The following is a 20,875-nucleotide window of genomic DNA, read 5'->3' as shown; positions in this document are numbered from 1 at the left end:
CATCTAGCGAAAGGCACATCCAGCCCAAAGCGCCGGCCCACCCGGTTTTCCAGGGCGGGCCGGCGCTCGGCGGCCCCGGGTTATGGCTGACCCGGCCTTAGGCCGTCACGTCTACGGAGGTTCCTTCCGCTGCAAGCACGGCCTCCGCTACATCTTCCCTGAGGTGGTAGTCCCTGGCGTCCACCGGATACAAGGAACCGCTGACCACGTAATAGCCGCGGCCTTCGCCCGGTCCGCCGGCCGCGGCATCTATCGCGGCGACCATCCCCGGTTCCAAGGGCTTTTCTTTGCCTGCTTCACGCAATCGCGCGAGGTCTTCGGATTGAAGGCGACTGATCAAACCCGGAATATCGCACATCTGAAAACACCGTCCTGTTCGGTCCATGGGAAAGGTTTGCGCCGTCGCCCCAGCCCTTGGTGCATGCCAAGAACAGTAAGCCCGGGCATGGCTCGTGGCAAGGGTCCGTTGAGGACATGTCCACTGGATGGACCCGGCTTGCTGGCCCTTCCGGTTTCATGTTGCGTTCTTGGTTCCGTTGCCTACTGTTCAGTAACGCTCGGCAACATCGAGGGAGTGACTTCACCATGCAAAGCCCATTCGGGCGACAATGTCTCCTTTTCCGCCACCCGCCGCGGCTTCCTCGCCGCCGCCCTGACCGGCGCGGCGTTGACCCTGGCCCCGGTTTCGTTCGCGGCAGCCGCCACCGGAACCAGCAAGAGCAAGACGATCACCGGGCATCTGGAACCGGGCGCCGCAGATTTCGTCTATTTGCCGATCGACGTCCCCGCCGGCGTCAACAAGATCAGCGTTTCGTATACCTACAGCAAGCCCCAGGTGGCCTCCGGACTCCTCGGGAACGCCTGCGACATCGGAATCTTCGATGAGAAGGGCACCGATCTCGCAGGGAAGGGTTTCCGCGGCTGGTCCGGCGGTTTCCGCACCGAATTCAGCATCAGCGCCGGCGACACGACGCCGGGCTACCTGCCCGGACCGATCGGAAAGGGCACCTGGAACGTCGTCCTCGGCCCGTACCAGGTAGCCGAACAAGGCCTCGACTACACCGTCAACATCACCCTTGACTATGGACCCGACGTCGCTCCGTTCAAGCCCCAGTACCCGCCGCAGCAGATTGCCGGCCGTGGTGCGGCCTGGTACCGCGGCGATGCACACCTGCACACCGTCTACTCCGACGGAAAGCGCACCCCCGAAGAGGTCGCAGCCGGCGCCCGCGCCGCGCGCCTCGACTTCATGATCTCCACGGACCACAACACGCCGGCATCGCACGGCGTCTGGGGGCCGCTCGCCGGCAACGACCTGCTCATCCTCACGGGCGAGGAAGTCACCACGCGGAACGGCCACTACCTCGCGCTCGGCCTGGAGCCCGGCGAATGGATCGACTGGCGCTACCGGGCCCGCGACAAGGGGTTCGAGCAGGAAGCCCAGCGGATCCACGCCTCCGGAGGAATCGTTGTTCCCGCACACCCCTATTGCCCCTACGTCGCCTGCCGCTGGAAGTTCGGTTACGACGACGCCGACGCCGTAGAGGTATGGACGGGCCCGTGGACCATCGACGACGAGTCCTCCGTCAACACGTGGGACTCGATGCTGGCCCACTCCGTGCGCACAGGTGGCCGGTGGCTCCCGGCCATGGGCAACAGCGACGCCCACAGTGTTCCGCAGGTCATCGGGCTCCCGCACAACGTGGTCAACGCCGCGGCTCTGTCGCGCGATGCCCTCCTGGACGGCATCCGTAACGGACGGAACTGGATCGCAGAGTCCGCCGACGTCTCAGTGGATTTCCAGGTCACGTCCGGCGGCAAGAGCGCGACCGTGGGTGAGCGGCTCAACGTCGCCGCAGATGCCCGCGTCACGGTGACGGCGAAAATCGCCGGGGTGCCGAACGGCGTCGTGCGCTTCATCACGGATGAGGGACAGACCCAGCAGATCACCCTTCCGGCGTCGGGCCAGGGAACGAGCACGTGGGTCACCACCCCGCAGCTCGCGGCCTACCTTCGCGTGGAGGTCCGCCATCCGAAGCTCGACGGAACCTCCGGCAGCGGCACGGAGATGGGAACTGCCATCCCGCTCGGACCCATGGCGGCGTTGACGAACCCGATCTTCCTGGGTGCCAGCTAGTCCGCGACGGATCCGATTCAGTGTGAGGGAGGCCCTGCCAGTACCCCTACTAGCAGGGACTCCCTCAGCTTGGAATTCTCCTGTTTGATGGAAAGTGCCAATCCTCCGTCCATCAACAGGAGAATAATGCTGACCGTCAACGCTTACGCCGCCCCCTCCGCGAGCGAAGCCCTCGTCCCCACCACCATCGAGCGCCGCGACGTCGGCGCCCACGACGTGCTGATCGAGATCAAGTACGCAGGCATCTGCCATTCAGACATCCACACTGTCCGCGGCGACTGGGGACCGCAGTCCTACCCTCTGGCTCCGGGCCACGAAATCGCCGGAATCGTCACCGAAGTCGGCCCAGCGGTCACCCGCCACAAAGTCGGGGACCGCGTCGGTGTCGGCTGCATGGTGAACTCCTGCCGCGAATGCGAGAACTGCCGCAAGGGCGAGGAGCAGTACTGCCTGAAAGGCATGACCGGTACCTACGGCGCCGTCGACCGTGACGGGACCATCACCCAGGGCGGCTACTCCACCCACGTCGTCGTGACCGAGGACTTCGTGGTGCGTATCCCCGAAGGAATAGAGCTCGACGCCGCCGCTCCCCTGCTGTGCGCAGGCATCACCACCTATTCGCCGCTTCGGCACTGGGGTGCCGGCCCGGGCAAGAAGGTCGGCGTCGTCGGACTCGGCGGGCTGGGCCACATGGCCGTCAAGCTCGCTCACGCCATGGGCGCCGAGGTCACCGTGTTGTCCCAGTCGTTGAAGAAGATGGAAGACGGCCTGCGCTTGGGCGCGGACAGTTACTTCGCCACGAGCGATCCGGCCACCTTCGAGGAGCTTGCTCGGTCCTTCGACCTCATCATCAACACGGTCAGCGCCCCGATCGACATCAGCTCCTACCTTCAGTTGCTGACGCTCGACGGCGCGCTGGTGAACGTGGGTGCACCGGCGGAGCCGCTCCCGGTCAATGTGTTCTCGCTCATCACAGGACGGCGCTCCTTCGCCGGATCGGCAATCGGCGGCATCCGTGAGACCCAGGAGATGCTCGATTTCTGCGCCGAGCATGGACTTGGTGCCGAGATCGAGGTCATCCCGGCCGACAAGATCAACGACGCCTACGAGCGCGTCCTCGCGTCCGATGTGCGGTACCGCTTCGTGATCGACAGCTCGACACTGGGCTAGGGGGCAAAAGAGTGCAGTACACCACCGTAGGCAGAACGGGAGTGCAGGTTTCGCCGTTGTGCTTCGGGACAATGTCGTTCGGTTCCGAAGCCGACGAACAGGCCTCAGCGGAGATGTTCCACCGGGCCCGCGAGCTGGGCATCAACTTCTTCGATACTGCCGATGTTTACGGCGGCGGCCGCTCGGAGGAGATCCTGGGCAAGCTCGTCTCGGACAGCCGGGACGAAGTCGTCATTGCCTCCAAAGTGTTCTACCCGACCGGCGCGGACATCAATGCCCAGGGCTTGTCCCGCCGGCACATCGTGCGCGCCGTCGAGGCAAGCTTGAAGCGCCTGGACACAGAATGGATCGATTTCTACTTTGTCCACGCCTTCGATGAGCACACTCCCATCGAAGAGTCGTTGCGCGCGCTCGACGATCTGCAGCGGCAGGGGAAGATCCTCCACCCTGCCGTGAGCAACTGGGCGGCCTGGCAAATCGCGACCGCTCAGGGCATCTCCGCGAAGGAGGGTCTCGCGCGGTTCGAGCTGATCGAACCCATGTACAACCTGGTCAAACGGCAGGCGGAAGTGGAGATTCTTCCGCTGGCCCAGGCCGAGAACATGGGCGTCATCACGTACAGCCCACTCGGAGCGGGGCTGCTGACCGGCAAATATGGTGCCGGCAAGCGTCCCGAAAGCGGCAGGCTGGTCGACAATGCCCGCTATGCAGACCGGTACGGCGTCGAGAGCGACCTGACAACCGCCGATCGATTTACCGCATTCGCCCAGGAGTCCGGCATCAAGCCTGCGACACTGGCCGTGGCGTGGGCAATGTCGCATCCGGCAGTCACTGCGCCGATCACCGGAGCACGGAACCTCGAACAGCTCGAAGACTCCCTGGCCGCGCTGGACGTCGGGATGACGGCGGAACTCCGGGACGAGATCTCGGCCCTCTCGCCAACCCCGGCCCCGGCGACAGACCGGACCGAGGTCCTCAAGCCGAACTGGACCTGATCCGGCGGCCCTCGGCTCGAATGCCCCTGCGGGCGCAAGCACCATGGCCCTTGGCCGCGTGCTCGCGTTTCGTGGGGGCTTTCTGCTGTCAGGGAGTGTCACTTGGCCACGGGAGTCCGCAGCAACGATGATTTCCCCATGAAGGCAATCCGATGAACAAGAACAGGCTTGAGGCATTCAGTGACGGCGTCCTCGCCATTGTCATCACCATCATGGTGCTTGAACTGCGGGTGCCACCGGAACCGAGCTGGCATGCCTTGCTCAGCGTCTTTCCCACGTTCCTCAGCTACCTGCTCAGCTTCGTCTACGTGGGGATCTACTGGAACAACCACCACCACATGATCCACTTGGCGGACCGGGTCAACGGCAGAATACTGTGGGCGAACCTGCACCTGTTGTTCTGGCTATCCCTCTTCCCGTTCAGCACACGTTGGATGGATGAGACGGGCTTCGCCGAGGTCCCGGTGCTGGCTTACGGGTTCAACCTGCTCTGCGCCGCGATTGCCTACTTCATCCTGCAGCAGTCCTTGATCCGGCAGCAGGGACGGCAGGGTCCACTCGCGCAGGCGGTTGGCCGGGACTGGAAGGGGAAAACGTCCCCCCTCATCTATCTTGCAGGTCTTGGCCTCTGCTTCGTGCATCCTTTGCTCGCCGTCGCCGCCTACACTGTCGTGGCGCTGATCTGGCTCGTTCCCGACCGGCGGGTGGAGCACTTTGTCACCCGCGCACACCAGGACCGGGCGGAGTAGCGCGAGCCAGGAACCAGCAGGAAGCACGTCAGACCTTCCTTGAGCGCCGCTCGAGCAGGAGCGTGTCCCGCCATTGGCCGGCAAAAGGTCCCGAGATCATGCGTGCGATGCGTTCACGGCGGCCGACGATCGTGAAGCCATTCGCCTGGTGAAGGCGGATGCTGGCCTGGTTCTCGGGGAAAATGCTCGACTGGATGGTCCAGATGCCACGCTCTTCGGTGGACGCAGCCAGCGCTTTCAACAACAGGCCTCCGACACCCCGTCCGCGGGCAGAACCGGCGACGTAGACGGAATGTTCGACGACACCGGCATAAGCCGGTCGCGAGGACACAGCGGAAACGGCCGTCCATCCCAGTACGAGCCCGGATGCTTCAGCGACGAAACGGTGGTCCGGAAGGCGGCTTGCGTCGAATTGCTCCCATTCGGGAGCGGCCGCTTCGAAGGTTGCTTGCCCGGTCTCGATGCCTTCCGTGAAAATCGCTCGGACTTCGGGCCAATCCCCGGGACGCATGGGCCGGATCAGGACGGCTCCGGCTTCGCTGAACATCCACCCATTATGCCCGTGGATGGGCGAGCCCTTGATTGAATCCCCCGACCTTGTTGCACTTGTCCCATGAGCAAAGAACAGTTGATCATCATCGGATCCGGCCCTGCCGGTTACACCGCGGCAATCTATGCAGCCAGGGCGGGCCTGAGCCCCCTCGTCATTGCAGGCTCCGTCACCGCCGGCGGCGCGTTGATGAACACCACGGAAGTGGAAAACTTCCCCGGCTTCCCCGCCGGCATCCAGGGTCCCGAACTCATGGATGGCCTGCAGGAGCAAGCCGAACGCTTCGGCGCCAAAATAGTCTTCGACGACGCCACTGAAGTCCAGCTGATGGGGCACCTCAAGCGCGTGGTCACCGGATCGGGCGACACCCACGAGGCGCCCGCCGTGATCCTTGCGACCGGATCGGCCTATAAGGAACTCGGTTTGCCCGAAGAGAAGAGGCTGAGCGGACACGGCGTTTCCTGGTGCGCCACCTGCGATGGCTTCTTCTTCCGCGAGCAGGAAATCATCGTGGTGGGTGGCGGCGATTCCGCGATGGAAGAAGCGATGTTCCTGACCCGGTTCGCGAAGACCGTGACCGTCGTCGTCCGCAGGGAGGAGCTCCGGGCCTCCAGGATCATGGCCCAGCGGGCAAAGGACAATCCGAAAATCCGCTTCGCGTGGAACTCGGCCATCACCGCCATCCACGGCGACGCCAAGGTCACCGGGGTGACCCTGGCAGACACGCGTTCCGGCGAATCGCGCGAGCATGCAGCAACCGGCATCTTCGTTGCCATTGGACATGTCCCCCGGACGGACCTGGTCGAGGGTCAGGTGGAACTCGACGCCGAGGGTTACATCAAGGTGGACTCCCCCACGACCGTTACCAACCTCTCCGGGGTTTTCGCTTGCGGCGACGCAGTGGACCACCGCTACCGCCAGGCCATTACGGCCGCCGGAACGGGTTGCGCCGCGGCTTTGGATGCCGAACGGTACCTCGCCGCGCTCGACGACGCGGACAGCATCGCCACGGCGCTCGTGGAAGAACCCACCCATGCCTAAACCCACCCAACTGACTCGCATTAGCTGTCGTTTTGAGGACTCAGAACGACACCTAGTGCGAGTCAGTTGGGAAAAGTGCACGCGTATCAAGCCATACCTAAAAACCACTTTTCGGCGTGCCTAACTTAACGGTATCCTCAAGTGTCCGTATCCGCGATGTTGAGGAACCCATGGCTGCCACGATTGCCGAGCGACCGGCGGGCAAGGCCCGGTGGCGGTCCCGGCTGCTCTTCTTGGGTCCGGCTTTCGTCGCTGCTATCGCCTACGTGGATCCGGGAAACGTCGCGGCAAACCTCACTGCGGGGGCGAATTACGGCTACCTTCTCGTGTGGGTCCTGGTAGCGGCGAACGGCATGGCGGTCCTGGTGCAGTACCAGTCGGCGAAACTCGGCTTGGCCACCGGCCAGAGCCTTCCGGAACTGCTGGGCAAACGCTTGGGAACCCGCCGCCGCAGGCTGTTCTGGGTCCAGGCTGAGGTGGTTGCCGGGGCTACGGACATGGCCGAAGTCATCGGCGGCGCGGTCGCCCTCAACCTTCTTTTCGGACTGCCGCTGCTCCCTGGCGGAATCATCATCGGCCTGGCATCCATGGTTCTCTTGGGGCTCCAGTCCTCCCGGGGCCAGAAGTCCTTTGAATACGCGATCATGATTCTCCTTGCTGTCATCGCGGTCGGGTTCGTTTCGGGGCTCTTCGTCAATCCACCCGAGACCGGTGGAGTGCTCGCTGGTTTGGTACCGCGCTTCGAGGGCACGGACACTGTCCTCCTCGCCGCGAGTATGCTCGGTGCCACCGTCATGCCGCATGCCATCTACCTGCATTCGGCCCTGGCCCGCGACCGGCACGGTTTCTCGGAGGATCCCGCCGTGCGGACGCAGCTCATCAAGTCCACCCGCGTGGACGTCGCGGGTGCCCTGATGCTGGCCGGCGTCGTGAACATCGCCATGCTCCTTTTGGCCGCGTCCAGCCTGCGGGGAGTCGACGGAACCGACACCATCGCCGGAGCCCACGCCGCCGTTACCTCGGCCCTGGGACCAATCATCGGCGTCGCTTTCGGGGTCGGTTTGCTTGCCTCGGGGCTGGCATCGACGTCCGTCGGTTGCTACGCCGGCGCAACGGTCATGGGCGGCCTCCTCAAGATCCGGGTGCCCTTGCTGGTCCGCAGGGTAGTCACGCTGGTTCCGGCGCTGGCCATTCTCGGCGCGGGCATAGAACCCACCCTGGCGCTCGTGCTGAGCCAGGTCCTGCTGAGCTTCGGGATTCCTTTCGCCTTGATTCCGCTGATCCGGCTTACCGGCAAGCGTGAGGTCATGGGCATCCATACGGACTCCACCGCATTGAAGATTGCCGGGTGGACCAGCGCCGCACTCATCGTCGGACTCAATTGCGTCCTCATCGTCTTGACAGTCGCGGGGAAGTCCTAGGCCCATGAGCAATCCCCAGGCCCTGGCCCGCCGGCTGGGCACCTTTGACGCGGTCGTGATCGGATTGGGCTCCATGATCGGCGCCGGCGTGTTCGCGGCGTTCACCCCTGCAGCGGCCGCCGCAGGGTCAGGACTGCTGATCGGACTCGTCATCGCGGCAGCGGTGGCATTCTGCAACGCCACGTCCTCCGCTCAACTCGCCGCCTCATACCCCACGTCTGGCGGAACATACATTTACGGGCGCGAACAGCTGGGGCCGTGGTCCGGCTACCTGGCCGGGTGGGGATTCGTCATCGGCAAGACCGCCAGCGCGGCGGCCATGGCCATGACGTTCGCCGCCTATGCCGCCCCTCCGGGCTGGGAACGTCCCGTGGCGATCGCCGCCGTCGTCGTCCTCGCCGCCGTGAACTATCACGGGGTGACCCGCACCGCCGGCCTGACACGCATTCTGGTTCTCGCAGTGCTGGCGGCCCTCGCCATCGGGGTGGCAGCCAGTTGGACCGGTTCCGCGCCGTCCCCGGCCAACATCCCCGGGGATGGCCTCCTTGCACACGGCTGGTACGGGATCCTCCAATCCGCCGGTTTGCTGTTCTTCGCCTTTGCCGGCTATGCGAGGATCGCGACCATGGGAGAGGAAGTCCGGGACCCCCGCCGCGCGATTCCGCGTGCCATCGGGATAGCGTTGGGCGTCGCCGTCGTCCTCTACGCGATCATCGCAGTGACGCTTCTCGCCGCCGTCGGACCGGACGGCGTTGCAGGCACTCCGACGCCGCTCGCTGCCGCGGTCGGAGCCGGGAACTTCGCCTGGGCGGTCCCGGTGGTCCGCGTCGGAGCCGCCGTCGCGTCCCTCGGCGCTTTGCTCGCCCTCATCGCGGGCCTGGGCCGCACCACGCTGGCTATGGCCAGGCACCACGACCTGCCGCACTGGCTCGCCGCCGTCCACCCCCGGTACCGCGTCCCGCACCGCGCCGAAGCCGCCCTCGCCGTGGTGATCTGCGTGATCGTCGCCGTCGCCGACTTGCGCGGTGCGATCGGCTTCTCCTCGTTCGGCGTGCTCGTCTACTACCTGGTCGCCAATATTGCGGCGTTCACCCAGCCGGACGAAGACCGCCGATACCCCAAGGCCCTCCAGGTGTTCGGGGCCCTGGCCTGCGTCGTCCTCGTGACCACGCTTCCGCCGCTATCGGCGGCCCTGGGCGTGCTCATGTTCGTAGCTGGGATCATCCTTCGCGTCGTCAGGATCAATCGCTAGCGTCAAGTGCGGGCGCAGGGGCAGCAGGCCGTTCCTTTGCCGGAGTCGGCCGCGGCCGCCCGGCCAACACGATGACAAGCAGCGCCAGGACGGTGAGTGCCGCGCACGCCGCGAAGACGCCTTGGTAGCCGAGCGCCGTCGTCGATCCCAAAGCGATGATGGGGCCAGAAACGATAGCGCCGACGCGCCTCGTGTTGGTGTAGAGGCCGGAGGCCAGGCCGGGACGGGGAATCAGCCGCTGGAACAGGGTCAGCCCTACCCCTGCCACGATCCCGAAGAACCAGGCATTCAGGACCTGGAGCGCAATCAGGGTGGCGGGGTTGGAGACAAAAGCCATGCCCGCGTAGTAGGCGATCCCGGCGACACATCCGGAGGCGATGAGCGCCCGGCTGGAGTAGCGGCGTGCCAGCCGCCCGATCAGGAAGAGCGCAGGGATCTCGAGCGCGGCGGACACGCCGAGCGCGACGCCCGCCCAGATGACGTCCACGCCGAGCCCTTGCGTCACGAACAGGCTCATGATGGACACGGCGGCGCTGTTGGTGGCCTGCAAGGCGACAAAGGCGAAGACGACGGCGGCGACGCCTGATTTCGAGAACAGCTGCCCGTCTTCTTCGGCATGGGCCTTGGGACGATCCTCGACGGAGGCAGCGCGCCGTCGGGAAATCATGGCGGCAGTCGTGGCGACATTGAGCACAGCCACCACGCCGAGGGCGAGCAGGATGGCCCGGTTGCCCAGGGCGCCCATGATGAGCGTCGCGAGCGGCGGCCCGGCCACCCAGGCGAAGGAGACAATCGCGCGCGTGTTCATCACGTCCGACGCTCCGGCACCCGAGTGCCTGAGGTGGGCGAAGAGCAGCGAGCTGCCGACCCCCGCCGGACCGCCAAGGACAATCAAGCCCACGACGGCGATCGGCAGCGATGTGCTCACCGCCAGGAGGGCGGACAACGCCAGGGTCAGGACCCCGCAGGCCAGCATGGGCCGAAGGTAGTCGTTCGCACGATCTGCGTGGGCAGGCACCAGAAGGGAGGCAACGAACCCGCTGGCGTTGTAGACGGCAAGGACCCATCCCACCTCCGCAGGGGTGGCGTTGAACAGAGCCACCAGGAGGAGTGCCAGGGCAGGGTTGAGGAACGCGAACTGGAACCCCCACAGCAGCGCTGCAGACGGGACGAGTAATCGCTTCATGCCTTCATTCCGGTTATCCACGCCCTCAACCCTAGAAGCCTTCCTGGCCGTAAGGGAGGGCCTGCCGGTACCTGTATCGGCACCCCTTCCGGCTGGTCAGGGCGGATTCCGCGCGTGGACTCGATCAGATCCGGTCGGCCGCCAAGCTCTGACAAAAGCCGAATCAGGGGTGGACGGCGGAGGTCGCACAGAGCAGGATTGAGCCATGAGCATCCATGAGGCACTTCTGAAGCAGGCCAGCATTACCGCCACGGAAGCCACGCTCGTGGCGAAGTTCGAGATCGAGGGCAACATCCCGGGTTCCGGCGCCTTTGTCGTAGGCCTGGTCGCGGCGACACCGGACTATTCCTCTCAACGAAGACTGGGCATCGAGTTCATGAACGGGGAGGCGATTGCCTTCTTCTCGTTTAACCACGACCTCAGCGCCGAGGAGAACTACGATCTCAAGGGTGTTGAGCACTCGGGAAACACCATTACGGGCCATTTCCCCCTCTCGGCGATCAACGGCCTTGGCAAGGGGCATGTGATGACGGCCTTCAGTGAAGCCGACGGCCGCGAGTTCCAGTCAGGCGTCGCTGTCGAAGAGTCGCTGTAGGATCAGCAGCTTACGGTCCTGGGAACCACGAGGGCCATCGATCACTTCCGGATCCTCGTCACCCGGGATTTGTCCTTCCTGGGCACTTTGCCACGGCCAGGCATCCCAGAACAGCATCGATAACAACCCCGGCCATGCCCGGCCTGATGATCAGTGCCGTCAATGCCCCGACGACGGCCGAGGCTGGAAGCGTGAACAGCCAGGCGTAGCCATGGCATTGGCATTCTCGTGAAACCCATTGGCGAAATCGAAAAAGAGTGCCAGCGAAATGACCAGCACACGCATCGTTCCTCCTGCGGAGATACCCGGGCGTATTCAAATCCCGCAGTGCCAGTCTTCTTCACCGCGGCTGAAGGGCCTTTCGGCCCTGAAGTTGCCCGGCTAGGATTCACTGCCCCAGGCAGGCCGCTGCGTTAAATCGCGTCCCGCCTTTGGTTTGCATCCCACCAGCGCAGCACCCGCCGGCATCGCAAGGTGGTGATGCGGCTGGCGCCCGGCGCTTCGAGTGGGAACCAATACAGTCCGGGATACGGGCGATAACGCTTCCATGTGCCATCCGGCTGCTGTGCCAGGCGGAGCAGCTCTACCGCGTCAGCGAGGCGCCGGTCCGGGGCGCGACCGCAGGCCCTGAAGTATTCGACTCCGCGGAGAAGGTCGAAATGCCATTGGGGAGGAAACGGAAAGCGAAGGAATGCCTCACTTGCGATCGCGCCGGTCCGATGGGAGCGGAAGAGGCGATGACGGAGGAAGAACTCCTCTGCGCTGTCGGCCGCATCCTGCACATGGACCGCCCCGCCCGAGCGCCGATACGCAAGAAGCGCCTCGAGAACGGTGATTGTGGAGTGGAACGAGCCGTGGCGGGAACCCTTCCTTCTGGCTTGGCAGTTCCACCCGCCGTCGGGTAGCTGGTCGCGGAGCAGCCACCGCACGGCTCCGTCAATCCGTTCGTCCTGGTAGCCGAAATATGAGCCCAACAGGACCAGCATTCCGGTCACACAGGTTTCCGGCAATTTGTAGACCAGGTTAAGCCCTCCGTCTGTGTATCTCGCGCCGTCCCAGAGGCACTTGCAGCCAGCAAGGGCTTGGGCGTTTCCAGGTGCGAGCCCGAGCCGTTGGAGGAGCAAAAGGGTGTATGTCGTCGATGTCCATTTGGGCAGGTAGAGTCCCTGCGCCCACGTGCCGGCGTCATCCTGCTCGGAGAGCAACCTGGCACCCCAACCTTCAGAGGCGACGCGCTGCCGTGCAGCCGATACCTCGGCACAGGACCCATCCGTGAGGTCTTCCAGGACCTGCCACCTCACGGCCGGATCTCCGTCGAGCAGCCACGTGATCAGCTCGTGGTGCTCAGGTAAGTTCATGATCGTAGTGACCCTCGACGTAGCCAACCACCTCCCGGCGCCCGTGCCGGACGCGCTTATGCAAGTAGTCGGCGGCCAGCACGGACGGAACAGCGAGGATGGCCAGCAAGGCGCCAAAGGCCGATGGCGGAGCCTGGCCCAGGACATCAGCAACCGGGGGTATGAACAAGAAAGCAAGCATTGCGGCCACTTCGGAGAGGACGGCCCATTGCAGCATCCTGTTGCCCAGCCAGTCCAGCTGCCATGGTGATTTGCTCGTACTGCGGCATGCGTACGCGTTGGCGAGCTGGCCAAGGACTACCGCGGTGAAGGCAGCACCGGAGGCTTCCAAGAGCACAGCTTCCGGGTGGCTTGACCCGAGCGAAAACCACCCGCCGGCCGCGAGCACCAGAGTGAACACAGCCATCTCGACCAGCGCTTCGACCGGTCCTAGCACCGCAAAGACCCTGACCATCAAAGCGCGGTCCATGAGATGCCTCCGTTCCGGCGGTCGACGCATCACTCCAACCCCAGCTTCTTCGCCGCCTAGGGCGAGGGCGGGCAACAAATCCGTGCCGATGTCCAGGGCGAGGATCTGCAGGACTCCCAGAGCCAGCGGGAAAGCCCCTCCGGAAAGGGCCCAAATCACGAATGGGGTGAGTTCCGCGACGTTATCGGTCAAGTGGTATGTCAGGAATCGGCGGATGTTCGCGTATGTGGCACGCCCTTGCTCGATAGCGGCGACAATCGTGGCAAAATCGTCGTCGAGGAGAACCAGGTCGGCTGCTTCACGGGCGACATCGGTGCCGGCGATGCCCATGGCAACGCCGACGTCTGCTTCCCGCAGCGCCGGTCCGTCATTTACCCCATCCCCCGTCATCGCGAGTACGTGGCCGCGCCGTTGGAGTGCGCGGGCAACGAGGAGTTTCTGTTCCGGGGTCACACGGCTGACCACAACGCCGTCATGATCCAGCAACTCGCCCAGTTTGTGTTCGTCGGAGGGTAGGTTTTGTCCGTCAACCAAACGCTCGTCATTCAAGGAGAGCCCTATTTCGCGGGCGATAGAGGCAGCGGTAGAAGGGTGGTCACCAGTGACCATCGCTACCTTGACCCCGGCTCGCCGGGTCTTGCGCAATGCCTCGGCCACTGCTGGGCGGGGCGGGTCGTGCAGCCCGATGAGCCCGAACAGGACCAGGTCAGACTCAATCTGATCTGCACACTCTCCTGGGGTGACCGGGTGAGTAGACCGCCCTCCATCAAACGTCCGCCCGGCGACAGCGAGCAAACGCAGCCCTCCGGCGGCCATTCGCTCAACGGCAGCGTGCACCGCAGGGAGATCGACCATTACGGTTCTACCATCCGGCCCCATCATTGTGGCGCACAGCGGGAGCACCGTTTCCGGGGCGCCTTTCATGGACAAGCTCGACCCGACGAGAACTGATTCTCGCCGGCGGCTGGGCGTGAACGGCATCCGCGCCATGTCGGGCAGACTGCCCCCTGATCGGGTGGCCTGGAGCCTGGCGGCGAGGGCGTCAAGGGCGGCCTCCATCGGATCGCCCTCCGGACCCCACGCTCCGTTTAGGAGCACGGTGCGTCCCCTGGAGGCGAGTGCCGCGGCTCCGGCAGCCAGCCTGGCGGCCCCCACGGCCGCCGTCGAACCGTCGACCTCGGCGGTGGGCTGATAGCCCTCCCCCGCGATCCTGACAATGCCCGCCGGTGTCCAGACTTCGACGGCGCTCATCCGGTTTTGTGTCAGCGTTCCGGTCTTGTCGGTGCAGATGAAGGTGGTGGATCCGAGGGTCTCGACGGCCTGCAGGTGGCGGACCAGGGCCTTGCGCCGGGCCATGCGCTGCGCACCCATGGCGAGCGACAGCGTCACCGTGGGGAGCAGCCCTTCCGGGATCAGCGCCACCGAGACGCCAATCGCAAAGAGGAAGGCGTCACGCCAGGAGATCCCGACCATCGCCGAGACTGCGAAGAACGCCCCGCCGACGGTGAGCGCGACGACTGCGATGGTGCGAACGATGCGTTCCAGCTCGAGGTTCAAGGGGCTCGGAGGCCTCTTGACGTTGGCGGTCAACGCGGCGATCTGGGCCAGGCGTGTGGAGGTTCCGGTGGCGACGACGACCCCCTCCGCATCTCCGTTAACGAGGAATGTTCCACCGGTCCCCGCCGCTCCGACCTGTTTGGAGACTGGCTCGCTTTCGCCGGTCAGCATGGACTCATCCACCGAACACCCGGACGCCACGGTCAGGCGGGTATCTGCCGGAATACGGTCGCCCGCGGTGAGAAGGACAACATCCCCCGGGACCAGCTCCCGCGCAGGAACCCGGACGGGTTTGCCGTCGCGCCTGACCAGCACTTGCGCCGGCAGCAGCGCCCTGAGCTTAGCCGCAGCATGTTCCGCCCGCTCTTCCTGGACGTAAGCGAAGACGCCGTTGATGACCACCACCGCAACGATCGCTACTCCCAACTGGGGCATCGCCGCAACGAAGGCCAGGCCGGCGGCCACCCAAAGGAGCAGCGCGAAAAAGTGCACGAACTCTGCAAGCAGCCGTCGCCAGCGGGGAACGGTCCCGACGTCGGGCAACTGGTTGGGGCCGTGGACCCGGAGGAGTTCACGAGCCTCGCCGGACGTCAGTCCGACGGTACCGGCATCGGGTGCGCCGGGCATCATCCCGGATTCAACCCTCCTCGGGGGCATGGACAACCAGGACGGGGCAGTGGGCGTGGGCCACGCAGGCAGAGCTGACCGAGCCGAGCAACAGCCCGGCAAATCCTCCATGGCCCCGCCGGCCAACAACAACCATGTCGGCATCCCTGCTGGCGTCGATGAGCAAGTCCCGGGGTGGACCGCAGAGGAGACGCGAGGTGACGTCTTCAGGGACAACCGGGCCAAACGCCCGTGACAGCGATTCCTCAAGTATTCCCTGGGCCTCCTTCTCGTAATCCTCGACGCCCATGGCCACATATCCTCCGTAGACCTGCGGGAACGACCAGCACGCCATGGCAACGACCTGCGCCCCCAACGGCACCGCTATGGTTCGGGCCTTCTTGAGTGCCTCAATTGAAGCGCGAGATCCGTCAACACCAACAACGATCTTGCGCGTGAATGCTTCCTGGTCCATGGCGTACTCCTGCCGGAAGGGTAACCTCTGGTTCTTGAAGCCTGAGGGCAAACCGAGCTGTCTTGCAGGGCCAAAAGTCACATTTCGCGGCAGAATGCTTATTCCTTCCGCTCCCTTGAGTGTCATGTGACACATGCGCACGAAGGAATACCACCTGCCGGGTTACCGTTGACGCGAGTAGTTCGTCACAACAACGACAGGAGAATCCGTGGACTTCACCCCCGAATCCGGCACCATCACTATGTTCTCGACCACTTGGTGCGGTTATTGCAACCGTCTCAAGAAGCAGCTGGACGCCAAGGGCATCGGCTACAACGAGATCAACATCGAAGAGGTTGAGGGCACGGCCGAACTCGTGGAGAAGCTGAACGGCGGCAACCAGACCGTCCCCACGGTCCTTTTCCCGGACGGCACCGCGGCCACCAACCCGTCCGCAGCCGAGGTCGAAGCGCGCCTCGCCGCCTGAACCCCGCCTTGCCGCCTTAATCCCGCTTAGGGAGTCATCCGGGTGGCGCAGCCGGTTCCAGGCGCACCACGACGGACTTGGACGCGGGAGTGTTGCTGCCTTCGGCGGTCGAATCCAGCGGTACCAGGACGTTCGCTTCCGGGTAGTAGGCAGTCACGCAACCGCGCGCCGTCGGGTACGCGATGAGTCGCAACTGGCGCAGGACCCTGTCCACGCCGTCGTCGGCTTCGCTGTGCACGTCCACATAGCCACCATCGGCAAGGCCCAGATCAGCCAGGTCGTCACGATGGGCGAAAAGCACCATGCGGCCCCTCTTCACGCCCCGGTAACGGTCGTTCATGCTGTAGGTGGTCGTGTTGAACTGATCGTGGGAGCGCACTGTCTGGAGCAGCAAACGCCCCTCGGGGATGTGGATGGTCTCAAGGTCGTTGACCGTGAACATTGCTTTCCCGGCGGCGGTGGGAAACTTCCTCTCGTCCCGCGGGCCGTGGGGCAGGACGAAACCGTCACGGCTCCGGGCCTTCTGGTTGAAGTTCCCAAAGCCCGGCACCACATGGGAAATGTGTTCGCGCACGGTGTCGTAGTCCGCCTCGAAGCCGCGCCAATCAACCGGGACCTTATCGCCGAGTACCGTGCCGGCCATGCGGCACACGATCGCCACCTCGGACAAGACTTTGTCCGAAATCGGCTCCAGCCTTCCCGCCGAGCGGTGGACCGCGCAGACCGTGTCTTCGACGGTGACGAACTGCTCGCCGCTGGCCTGGCGGTCTATTTCCGTGCGGCCCATGGTCGGCAGGATCATCGCTTGTTCCCCCACCACGGCGTGGGAACGGTTGAGCTTCGTGGAAATCTGGACGGACAACCGGGTCTTGCGGACTGCTGACTCGGCCGCTGTGGTGTCGGACATGGCATGCACGAGGTTTCCACCGAGCGCGACGAGCACCTTGATCCGGCCGTCCCGCATGCCGCGGATGCTGTCCACGGAATCCAGGCCAGGGTGCCGGGGCGGGTCAAAGCCGAATTCCTGCTGCAGGGCGTTGAGGAACGGTTCCGGCATCTTCTCCCAAATGCCCATGGTGCGGTCCCCCTGGACGTTGCTGTGTCCACGGATCGGCGACGGACCTGCGCCGGGCTTGCCGATGTTCCCGCGGAGAAGGAGCAGGTTGACGATCTCCTTGATGGTCATCACGGCCTTCTTGTGCTGGGTCAGGCCCATGGCCCACGTGATGATGACTTTCTCGGCACGCAAGTAGCGGGAGGCAAGCTCGTCGATTTCCTCCGTCCTCAGGCCCGTCGCGGCGAGGACCTCCTGCTCGTCCAGATTGTCGATATGGGTTCGGAACTCTTCGAGTCCTTGGCAGTGCTTCTCGATGAACGCGTGATCCAGGACGGCCCCCGGCGCCGCCTTCTCCGCGTCCAGCACCCGCTTGGACACTGCTTGGAGCAACGCCATGTCTCCTGCGAGGCGTATCTGCAGGAACTGGTCTGCCAAGTCCGTTCCTTTGCCTACCAGTCCGCGGGGACGTTGCGGGTTCTTGAAGTTGATGAGTCCGGCTTCCGGCAGCGGGTTCACCGCCACGATGCTGGCGCCGGCAAGCTTTGCCTCTTCCAATGCGGTGAGCATCCGGGGATGGCAGGTCCCCGGGTTCTGGCCCATGATGATGATCAGATCCGCCTTGGCAAAGTCCGTGTACGTGACGGCAGACTTGCCCACGCCGAGCGTCTCCCCGAGGGCCAGCCCGGTGGACTCGTGGCACATATTCGAGCAATCGGGGAGGTTGTTGGTCCCGAACGCCCGGACGAAGAGCTGGTAGACGAACGCGGCTTCGTTGCTCGTCCGTCCGCTCGTATAGAAGGTTGCCTCGTCGGGCGATTCCAGGGCGTTTAGTTCGCGGGCAATAATCCGGAACGCATTGTCCCAACTGATGGGCCGGTAGTGGCTCGCCCCTGCGGGTTTGTAGACGGGTTCCACGAGCCTGCCCTGCTGTCCCAGCCAGTACTCTGAGCGTTCGGCGAGGGAGTCGACGTCGTTCTCGTCCCAGAAAGTGGACGGAACTTTGAGCGGATCGGCCTCCCACCCGACGGCCTTCGCGCCGTTCTCACAGAACTCGGCCACCTTCCGCTCCGGAGGATCCGGCCACGCGCAGCTCATGCAGTCGAAGCCATCCTTCTGGTTCATGGCCAGCAAGGACTTCCAGGCACGGGACGGCCCCATGTCGCTCAACGCACGGGGCAAGGAGTCCACCAGGCTGGGCAATCCCGCGGCGGACCGCTTCGGCGGACCGACGGTGAGATCCGCATCGGAATCATGGACGACGGACGGCTTCTTGTCCATTGTTCAAGCGTAGTCCCGGCCTTAGTGGCCTACAACGGCGTGCTGGTGCTCGTCACAGGAAGCAGGCCCTGGAAATCGCCGTCGACGAGCCGGGCGTATTCCGAGTAAGCCGCGACGACGGCGTCTTCCACCGTGGGTACGTCCAGCTGGGGCAGGAGGTCGTTGGCGGCGCCGGCTGTGGCGGGGTCCCACTCGAGGCCAAGGGCTTCATAGCTGGCCGTGAGGACTTCGCGGATGGGCGCCGAATTCTCGACGACGATCACCGAGCTGAACAGCCATCCCCCGGAGACCACCCTCTGGGCGGTGCCGACCAGCTTGATCTGGTGGGTTGGAAAATCCGGGTCCAGGCCGTGGACGCTGAACTCACCCGGGCAGTATTCGCCGGGGATCTCCCCGACGGCGGCCTGCACGCCGACGCGGCGGAGCGCACCCGCGAGGAGCTCGCCAAAGAAGGAGAAACGGGCTTTCGCCCCGGCAATCGCGTCAGCGTGCGGCTCCACATGGTCGATCACCAAGGTGCCCCGGTGGTAGGCCGCTGCCCGGCCACCCGCCTTGCGGATCAAGGGTTCGAAGCCCAGGTCCCGGCAAGCCTCGGACGCGGCCTGGAATCCCGGCAGCTTGGCGTCGCGTTGCCCGAACGCCACGGTAGGGCGGGGCCGGTACAACCTCAGTGTTGGTCCCAGCAGCCCCCTGCGGGCACGGTTGAGGAGCTCGATTCCGAAGTCAAGGTCATCAGCGACGCCGAGTGATTCTTCCTGGCGCACCACCGTCAGCGTGCGCAATGGCCGGGCGGCGTCCTCCACCATCAGCTCTTCCTCAGCGTCAGGATCTGCTCGGCACGGCCGAAGGGGCCGCTGATGTCGTGAAGCACCGTGGACGTCAGGCCGATGCCGTCATTGCCAAAGGAGACCATGTTGTCCAGTCCCAGCCATTCCCCTGCGGGTTCACGGTACATGTGGATCTGCAGGTCAAGGTTGGGGAAGATATAGCTGTTCTTACCGGGCGGAACGCGGGCGGCGATGCCGTTGGCTGTGTCCACGAGTCCAACGAGCCTCGCGAGATCGCGGCTGTCCGCAGCATCGGTGAGCGGATGCTCTGTGCGGATCCAGACTTTGCCCGAACCGGCCCGGTGCCCTTCCGCTATCCGCATCTCCAGGGACCGGATGTAGCCACCCGGCCACACGCTCGCCCCGTCCCACGGCTTGCATTCGTCCGGGGCCGGCATGGCGACGTCCTCTATCGCGGCCACCGCACTCGTGTCGCTGGTGGCCATGCGCCAGGCGGTGGCCCGGATAGCCACGCGTCCAGCCGCCGAGAGTTCCGCCTGGATCAGTTCAATTGTCCTGCCGGGGCGGAGCGTCGTCGTGGTGATGTCGAATTCGCCGCCCGGGATCAACCCCAGGATTTCGTAGCTGAGGCGGGCCATCCGGACGTCGTCGCGTGGCTCGTGGCGGAGCAGGGCATCGGCCATGATGCCCGATGCGGGCGCCATGTGCTGCTCATGCGGATTCCACGCGCCTTGGGCGTGGATGGTCGAGCGGAACCGCCCGTTCCCGAGCGATTCGTAGTAGAAACCGCCTTCCGCAAGGTCCGGAAGCTCAATACTCAACGCCTGCCCTTTCGCCGGTCCGGTAATGGAACTCAGACCACTGTATCTTCTGGCGCCACGGCCGTCCGACGTCGGCGCCACATGACCAGGCCGGCTGCAAGTCCGGCGAGGGAGAGAACCAGGAGAACAGCTGCCAGCGGGGAGGCCGCCAGGACAGCGAGCCAAGCATCGATCGCCGCGAGTCCAATAGTCGCGTAGACGAAGGCCCAGATGCCGGAGCCCACTATCGCCGCAGGGAGATACCGGCTGAGTGGCATTCTCGCAGCCCCCGCAGCAAAGTTGACGGCCGTTTGGAGTCCGATCGTCAGGAAGGTCAGCACGACGGCGTAGGGGCCGAAGCGCTGTATCAGGGCCTGCGCTTTGCTTGCTTTGGGTCGATGCAAAGCGCGGGCGAAACGCGTGCGTTCCATTCCCGCCGCTGCGCCACGGCCGATCCAGTATGTCGCGTTGACCCGGACCATCACCACGGCGAAGAGTGCCACAAGCGCCACCTCAAAGGGCAGGTCAAGGATCTGGTCCACGCGCGTTCCCCGGTCTCTTCAGCAGCTAAGTCTTACCTTAGCTCAACGCGGCGGACGGCCGTTTCTCCGGCTAGGAACCGCCGCCTGTGCGATCGATCGTGAAATCACCACCTGGATAAAGGATGGTCTCGTGGCCGTCGTCGAAACGCACGAAGTACGGCGGCGCACCATTTGCTCCGCGGACTTCGATGATCTCGCCATGCCGGTCCGATGCCCCGACCGTCCTGCCATGAATGATGATCCGATCTCCCTGGGCTGCTTCCACAGGAACCACCTCCCAGCATTCAGAGTACGAGTGTTGGGCCGTCGTGGGAACAGGCTTGAGACGGCCGGCCGACGCGGCCGTGCCTGCCCGGCCCCACTCCCCGGAACCTTGGAGCAAG

At 64.7% G+C, this 20,875-nt stretch carries 20 protein-coding genes; 9 read left to right on the top strand and 11 right to left on the bottom strand.

The window, feature by feature from the left end; all coding sequences use genetic code 11:
- Nucleotides 1-97: 97 nt before the first annotated feature.
- Nucleotides 98-340 (bottom strand): hypothetical protein, encoded by a 243-nt coding sequence (locus BMF89_RS19860; protein WP_139359754.1) that lies wholly within the window; start codon nucleotides 338-340, stop codon nucleotides 98-100.
- Between the two features lie 234 nt (nucleotides 341-574).
- On the opposite strand from BMF89_RS19860, the gene BMF89_RS19855 reads away from it, so the two are divergent.
- The 4 genes from BMF89_RS19855 to BMF89_RS19840 all read left to right on the top strand — a co-directional run bounded on the left by BMF89_RS19855 (nucleotide 575) and on the right by BMF89_RS19840 (nucleotide 5,051).
- A complete protein-coding gene (locus BMF89_RS19855) occupies nucleotides 575-2,137 on the top strand; it encodes a CehA/McbA family metallohydrolase (RefSeq protein WP_216353858.1) in 1,563 nt (520 codons plus the stop codon).
- Nucleotides 2,138-2,263: 126 nt separating this feature from the next.
- On the top strand, nucleotides 2,264-3,307 hold the full coding sequence (locus BMF89_RS19850; RefSeq protein ID WP_078108758.1) for an NAD(P)-dependent alcohol dehydrogenase: 1,044 nt from the start codon (nucleotides 2,264-2,266) through the stop codon (nucleotides 3,305-3,307).
- Nucleotides 3,308-3,318: 11 nt separating this feature from the next.
- Nucleotides 3,319-4,302 carry an aldo/keto reductase gene (locus BMF89_RS19845; protein ID WP_078108757.1) on the top strand — a complete coding sequence of 328 codons (984 nt, stop codon included), beginning with the start codon at nucleotides 3,319-3,321 and terminating at the stop codon, nucleotides 4,300-4,302.
- Between the two features lie 152 nt (nucleotides 4,303-4,454).
- Complete coding sequence (locus BMF89_RS19840; RefSeq protein ID WP_078108756.1) at nucleotides 4,455-5,051, top strand: TMEM175 family protein; 597 nt, start codon at nucleotides 4,455-4,457, stop codon at nucleotides 5,049-5,051.
- Between the two features lie 28 nt (nucleotides 5,052-5,079).
- Here BMF89_RS19840 and BMF89_RS19835 read toward each other — a convergent pair whose 3' ends face one another.
- Nucleotides 5,080-5,598 (bottom strand): GNAT family N-acetyltransferase, encoded by a 519-nt coding sequence (locus tag BMF89_RS19835; RefSeq protein WP_253190915.1) that lies wholly within the window; start codon nucleotides 5,596-5,598, stop codon nucleotides 5,080-5,082.
- A 66-nt stretch (nucleotides 5,599-5,664) separates the two neighbouring features.
- Here BMF89_RS19835 and trxB point away from each other — a divergent pair, with 66 nt between their 5' ends.
- The 3 genes from trxB (at nucleotide 5,665) to BMF89_RS19820 (ending at nucleotide 9,315) form a co-directional block, all read left to right on the top strand.
- Nucleotides 5,665-6,642 carry a thioredoxin-disulfide reductase gene (gene trxB, locus BMF89_RS19830; RefSeq protein WP_078108755.1) on the top strand — a complete coding sequence of 326 codons (978 nt, stop codon included), beginning with the start codon at nucleotides 5,665-5,667 and terminating at the stop codon, nucleotides 6,640-6,642.
- Between the two features lie 170 nt (nucleotides 6,643-6,812).
- Entirely contained in the window at nucleotides 6,813-8,063 is a 1,251-nt protein-coding gene (locus tag BMF89_RS19825) for an Nramp family divalent metal transporter (protein WP_078108754.1), read from the top strand.
- Nucleotides 8,064-8,067: 4 nt separating this feature from the next.
- Nucleotides 8,068-9,315 carry an APC family permease gene (locus tag BMF89_RS19820; RefSeq protein ID WP_078108753.1) on the top strand — a complete coding sequence of 416 codons (1,248 nt, stop codon included), beginning with the start codon at nucleotides 8,068-8,070 and terminating at the stop codon, nucleotides 9,313-9,315.
- On the opposite strand, the gene BMF89_RS19815 is transcribed toward BMF89_RS19820, so the two are convergent.
- Nucleotides 9,305-10,522, bottom strand: a complete 1,218-nt coding sequence (locus tag BMF89_RS19815; protein WP_253190914.1) for an MFS transporter — start codon at nucleotides 10,520-10,522, stop codon at nucleotides 9,305-9,307. The two genes, BMF89_RS19820 and BMF89_RS19815, sit on opposite strands and share 11 nt — an antisense overlap.
- Before the next feature lie 184 nt (nucleotides 10,523-10,706).
- On the opposite strand from BMF89_RS19815, the gene BMF89_RS19810 reads away from it, so the two are divergent.
- On the top strand, nucleotides 10,707-11,096 hold the full coding sequence (locus BMF89_RS19810) for a hypothetical protein (RefSeq protein ID WP_078108751.1): 390 nt from the start codon (nucleotides 10,707-10,709) through the stop codon (nucleotides 11,094-11,096).
- 413 nt (nucleotides 11,097-11,509) lie between these two features.
- Here the strand turns inward: BMF89_RS19810 and BMF89_RS19805 are convergent, their stop codons facing one another.
- The 3 genes from BMF89_RS19805 to BMF89_RS19795 are packed head-to-tail and all read right to left on the bottom strand — an operon-like array spanning nucleotide 11,510 to nucleotide 15,561.
- Nucleotides 11,510-12,454, bottom strand: a complete 945-nt coding sequence (locus tag BMF89_RS19805; protein WP_078108750.1) for a hypothetical protein — start codon at nucleotides 12,452-12,454, stop codon at nucleotides 11,510-11,512.
- Complete coding sequence (locus tag BMF89_RS19800) at nucleotides 12,441-15,110, bottom strand: cation-transporting P-type ATPase (RefSeq protein WP_139359753.1); 2,670 nt, start codon at nucleotides 15,108-15,110, stop codon at nucleotides 12,441-12,443. The genes BMF89_RS19805 and BMF89_RS19800 overlap by 14 nt, the downstream gene beginning before the upstream one ends.
- 7 nt (nucleotides 15,111-15,117) lie before the next feature.
- Nucleotides 15,118-15,561, bottom strand: coding sequence for a universal stress protein (locus BMF89_RS19795; protein ID WP_078108819.1), 444 nt, complete (start codon nucleotides 15,559-15,561; stop codon nucleotides 15,118-15,120).
- A gap of 208 nt (nucleotides 15,562-15,769) precedes the next feature.
- On the opposite strand from BMF89_RS19795, the gene BMF89_RS19790 reads away from it, so the two are divergent.
- On the top strand, nucleotides 15,770-16,027 hold the full coding sequence (locus BMF89_RS19790) for a mycoredoxin (protein WP_059389319.1): 258 nt from the start codon (nucleotides 15,770-15,772) through the stop codon (nucleotides 16,025-16,027).
- A 34-nt stretch (nucleotides 16,028-16,061) separates the two neighbouring features.
- Here the strand turns inward: BMF89_RS19790 and BMF89_RS19785 are convergent, their stop codons facing one another.
- The 5 genes from BMF89_RS19785 to BMF89_RS19765 all read right to left on the bottom strand — a co-directional run bounded on the left by BMF89_RS19785 (nucleotide 16,062) and on the right by BMF89_RS19765 (nucleotide 20,757).
- The gene (locus tag BMF89_RS19785) at nucleotides 16,062-18,362 is read right to left on the bottom strand and encodes an FdhF/YdeP family oxidoreductase (RefSeq protein WP_078108749.1); all 2,301 of its coding nucleotides are present in this window, start codon (nucleotides 18,360-18,362) and stop codon (nucleotides 16,062-16,064) included.
- A gap of 29 nt (nucleotides 18,363-18,391) precedes the next feature.
- Entirely contained in the window at nucleotides 18,392-19,168 is a 777-nt protein-coding gene (locus BMF89_RS19780; RefSeq protein ID WP_078108748.1) for a lipoate--protein ligase, read from the bottom strand.
- Nucleotides 19,168-19,971 (bottom strand): thioesterase family protein, encoded by an 804-nt coding sequence (locus BMF89_RS19775; RefSeq protein ID WP_078108747.1) that lies wholly within the window; start codon nucleotides 19,969-19,971, stop codon nucleotides 19,168-19,170. Before BMF89_RS19775 ends, BMF89_RS19780 begins: the two co-directional genes overlap by 1 nt.
- Before the next feature lie 32 nt (nucleotides 19,972-20,003).
- On the bottom strand, nucleotides 20,004-20,492 hold the full coding sequence (locus BMF89_RS19770; protein WP_078108746.1) for a VTT domain-containing protein: 489 nt from the start codon (nucleotides 20,490-20,492) through the stop codon (nucleotides 20,004-20,006).
- Between the two features lie 70 nt (nucleotides 20,493-20,562).
- A complete protein-coding gene (locus BMF89_RS19765) occupies nucleotides 20,563-20,757 on the bottom strand; it encodes a DUF1918 domain-containing protein (protein ID WP_078108818.1) in 195 nt (64 codons plus the stop codon).
- Nucleotides 20,758-20,875: the final 118 nt, after the last annotated feature.

The sequence above is a fragment of the Arthrobacter sp. SRS-W-1-2016 genome (genome assembly GCF_002009585.1).
Lineage (GTDB): Bacteria > Actinomycetota > Actinomycetes > Actinomycetales > Micrococcaceae > Arthrobacter > Arthrobacter bambusae_A.
The sequence above is the reverse complement of the archived record's forward strand: the minus strand, read 5'-3'. Positions and strand labels throughout refer to the sequence as shown.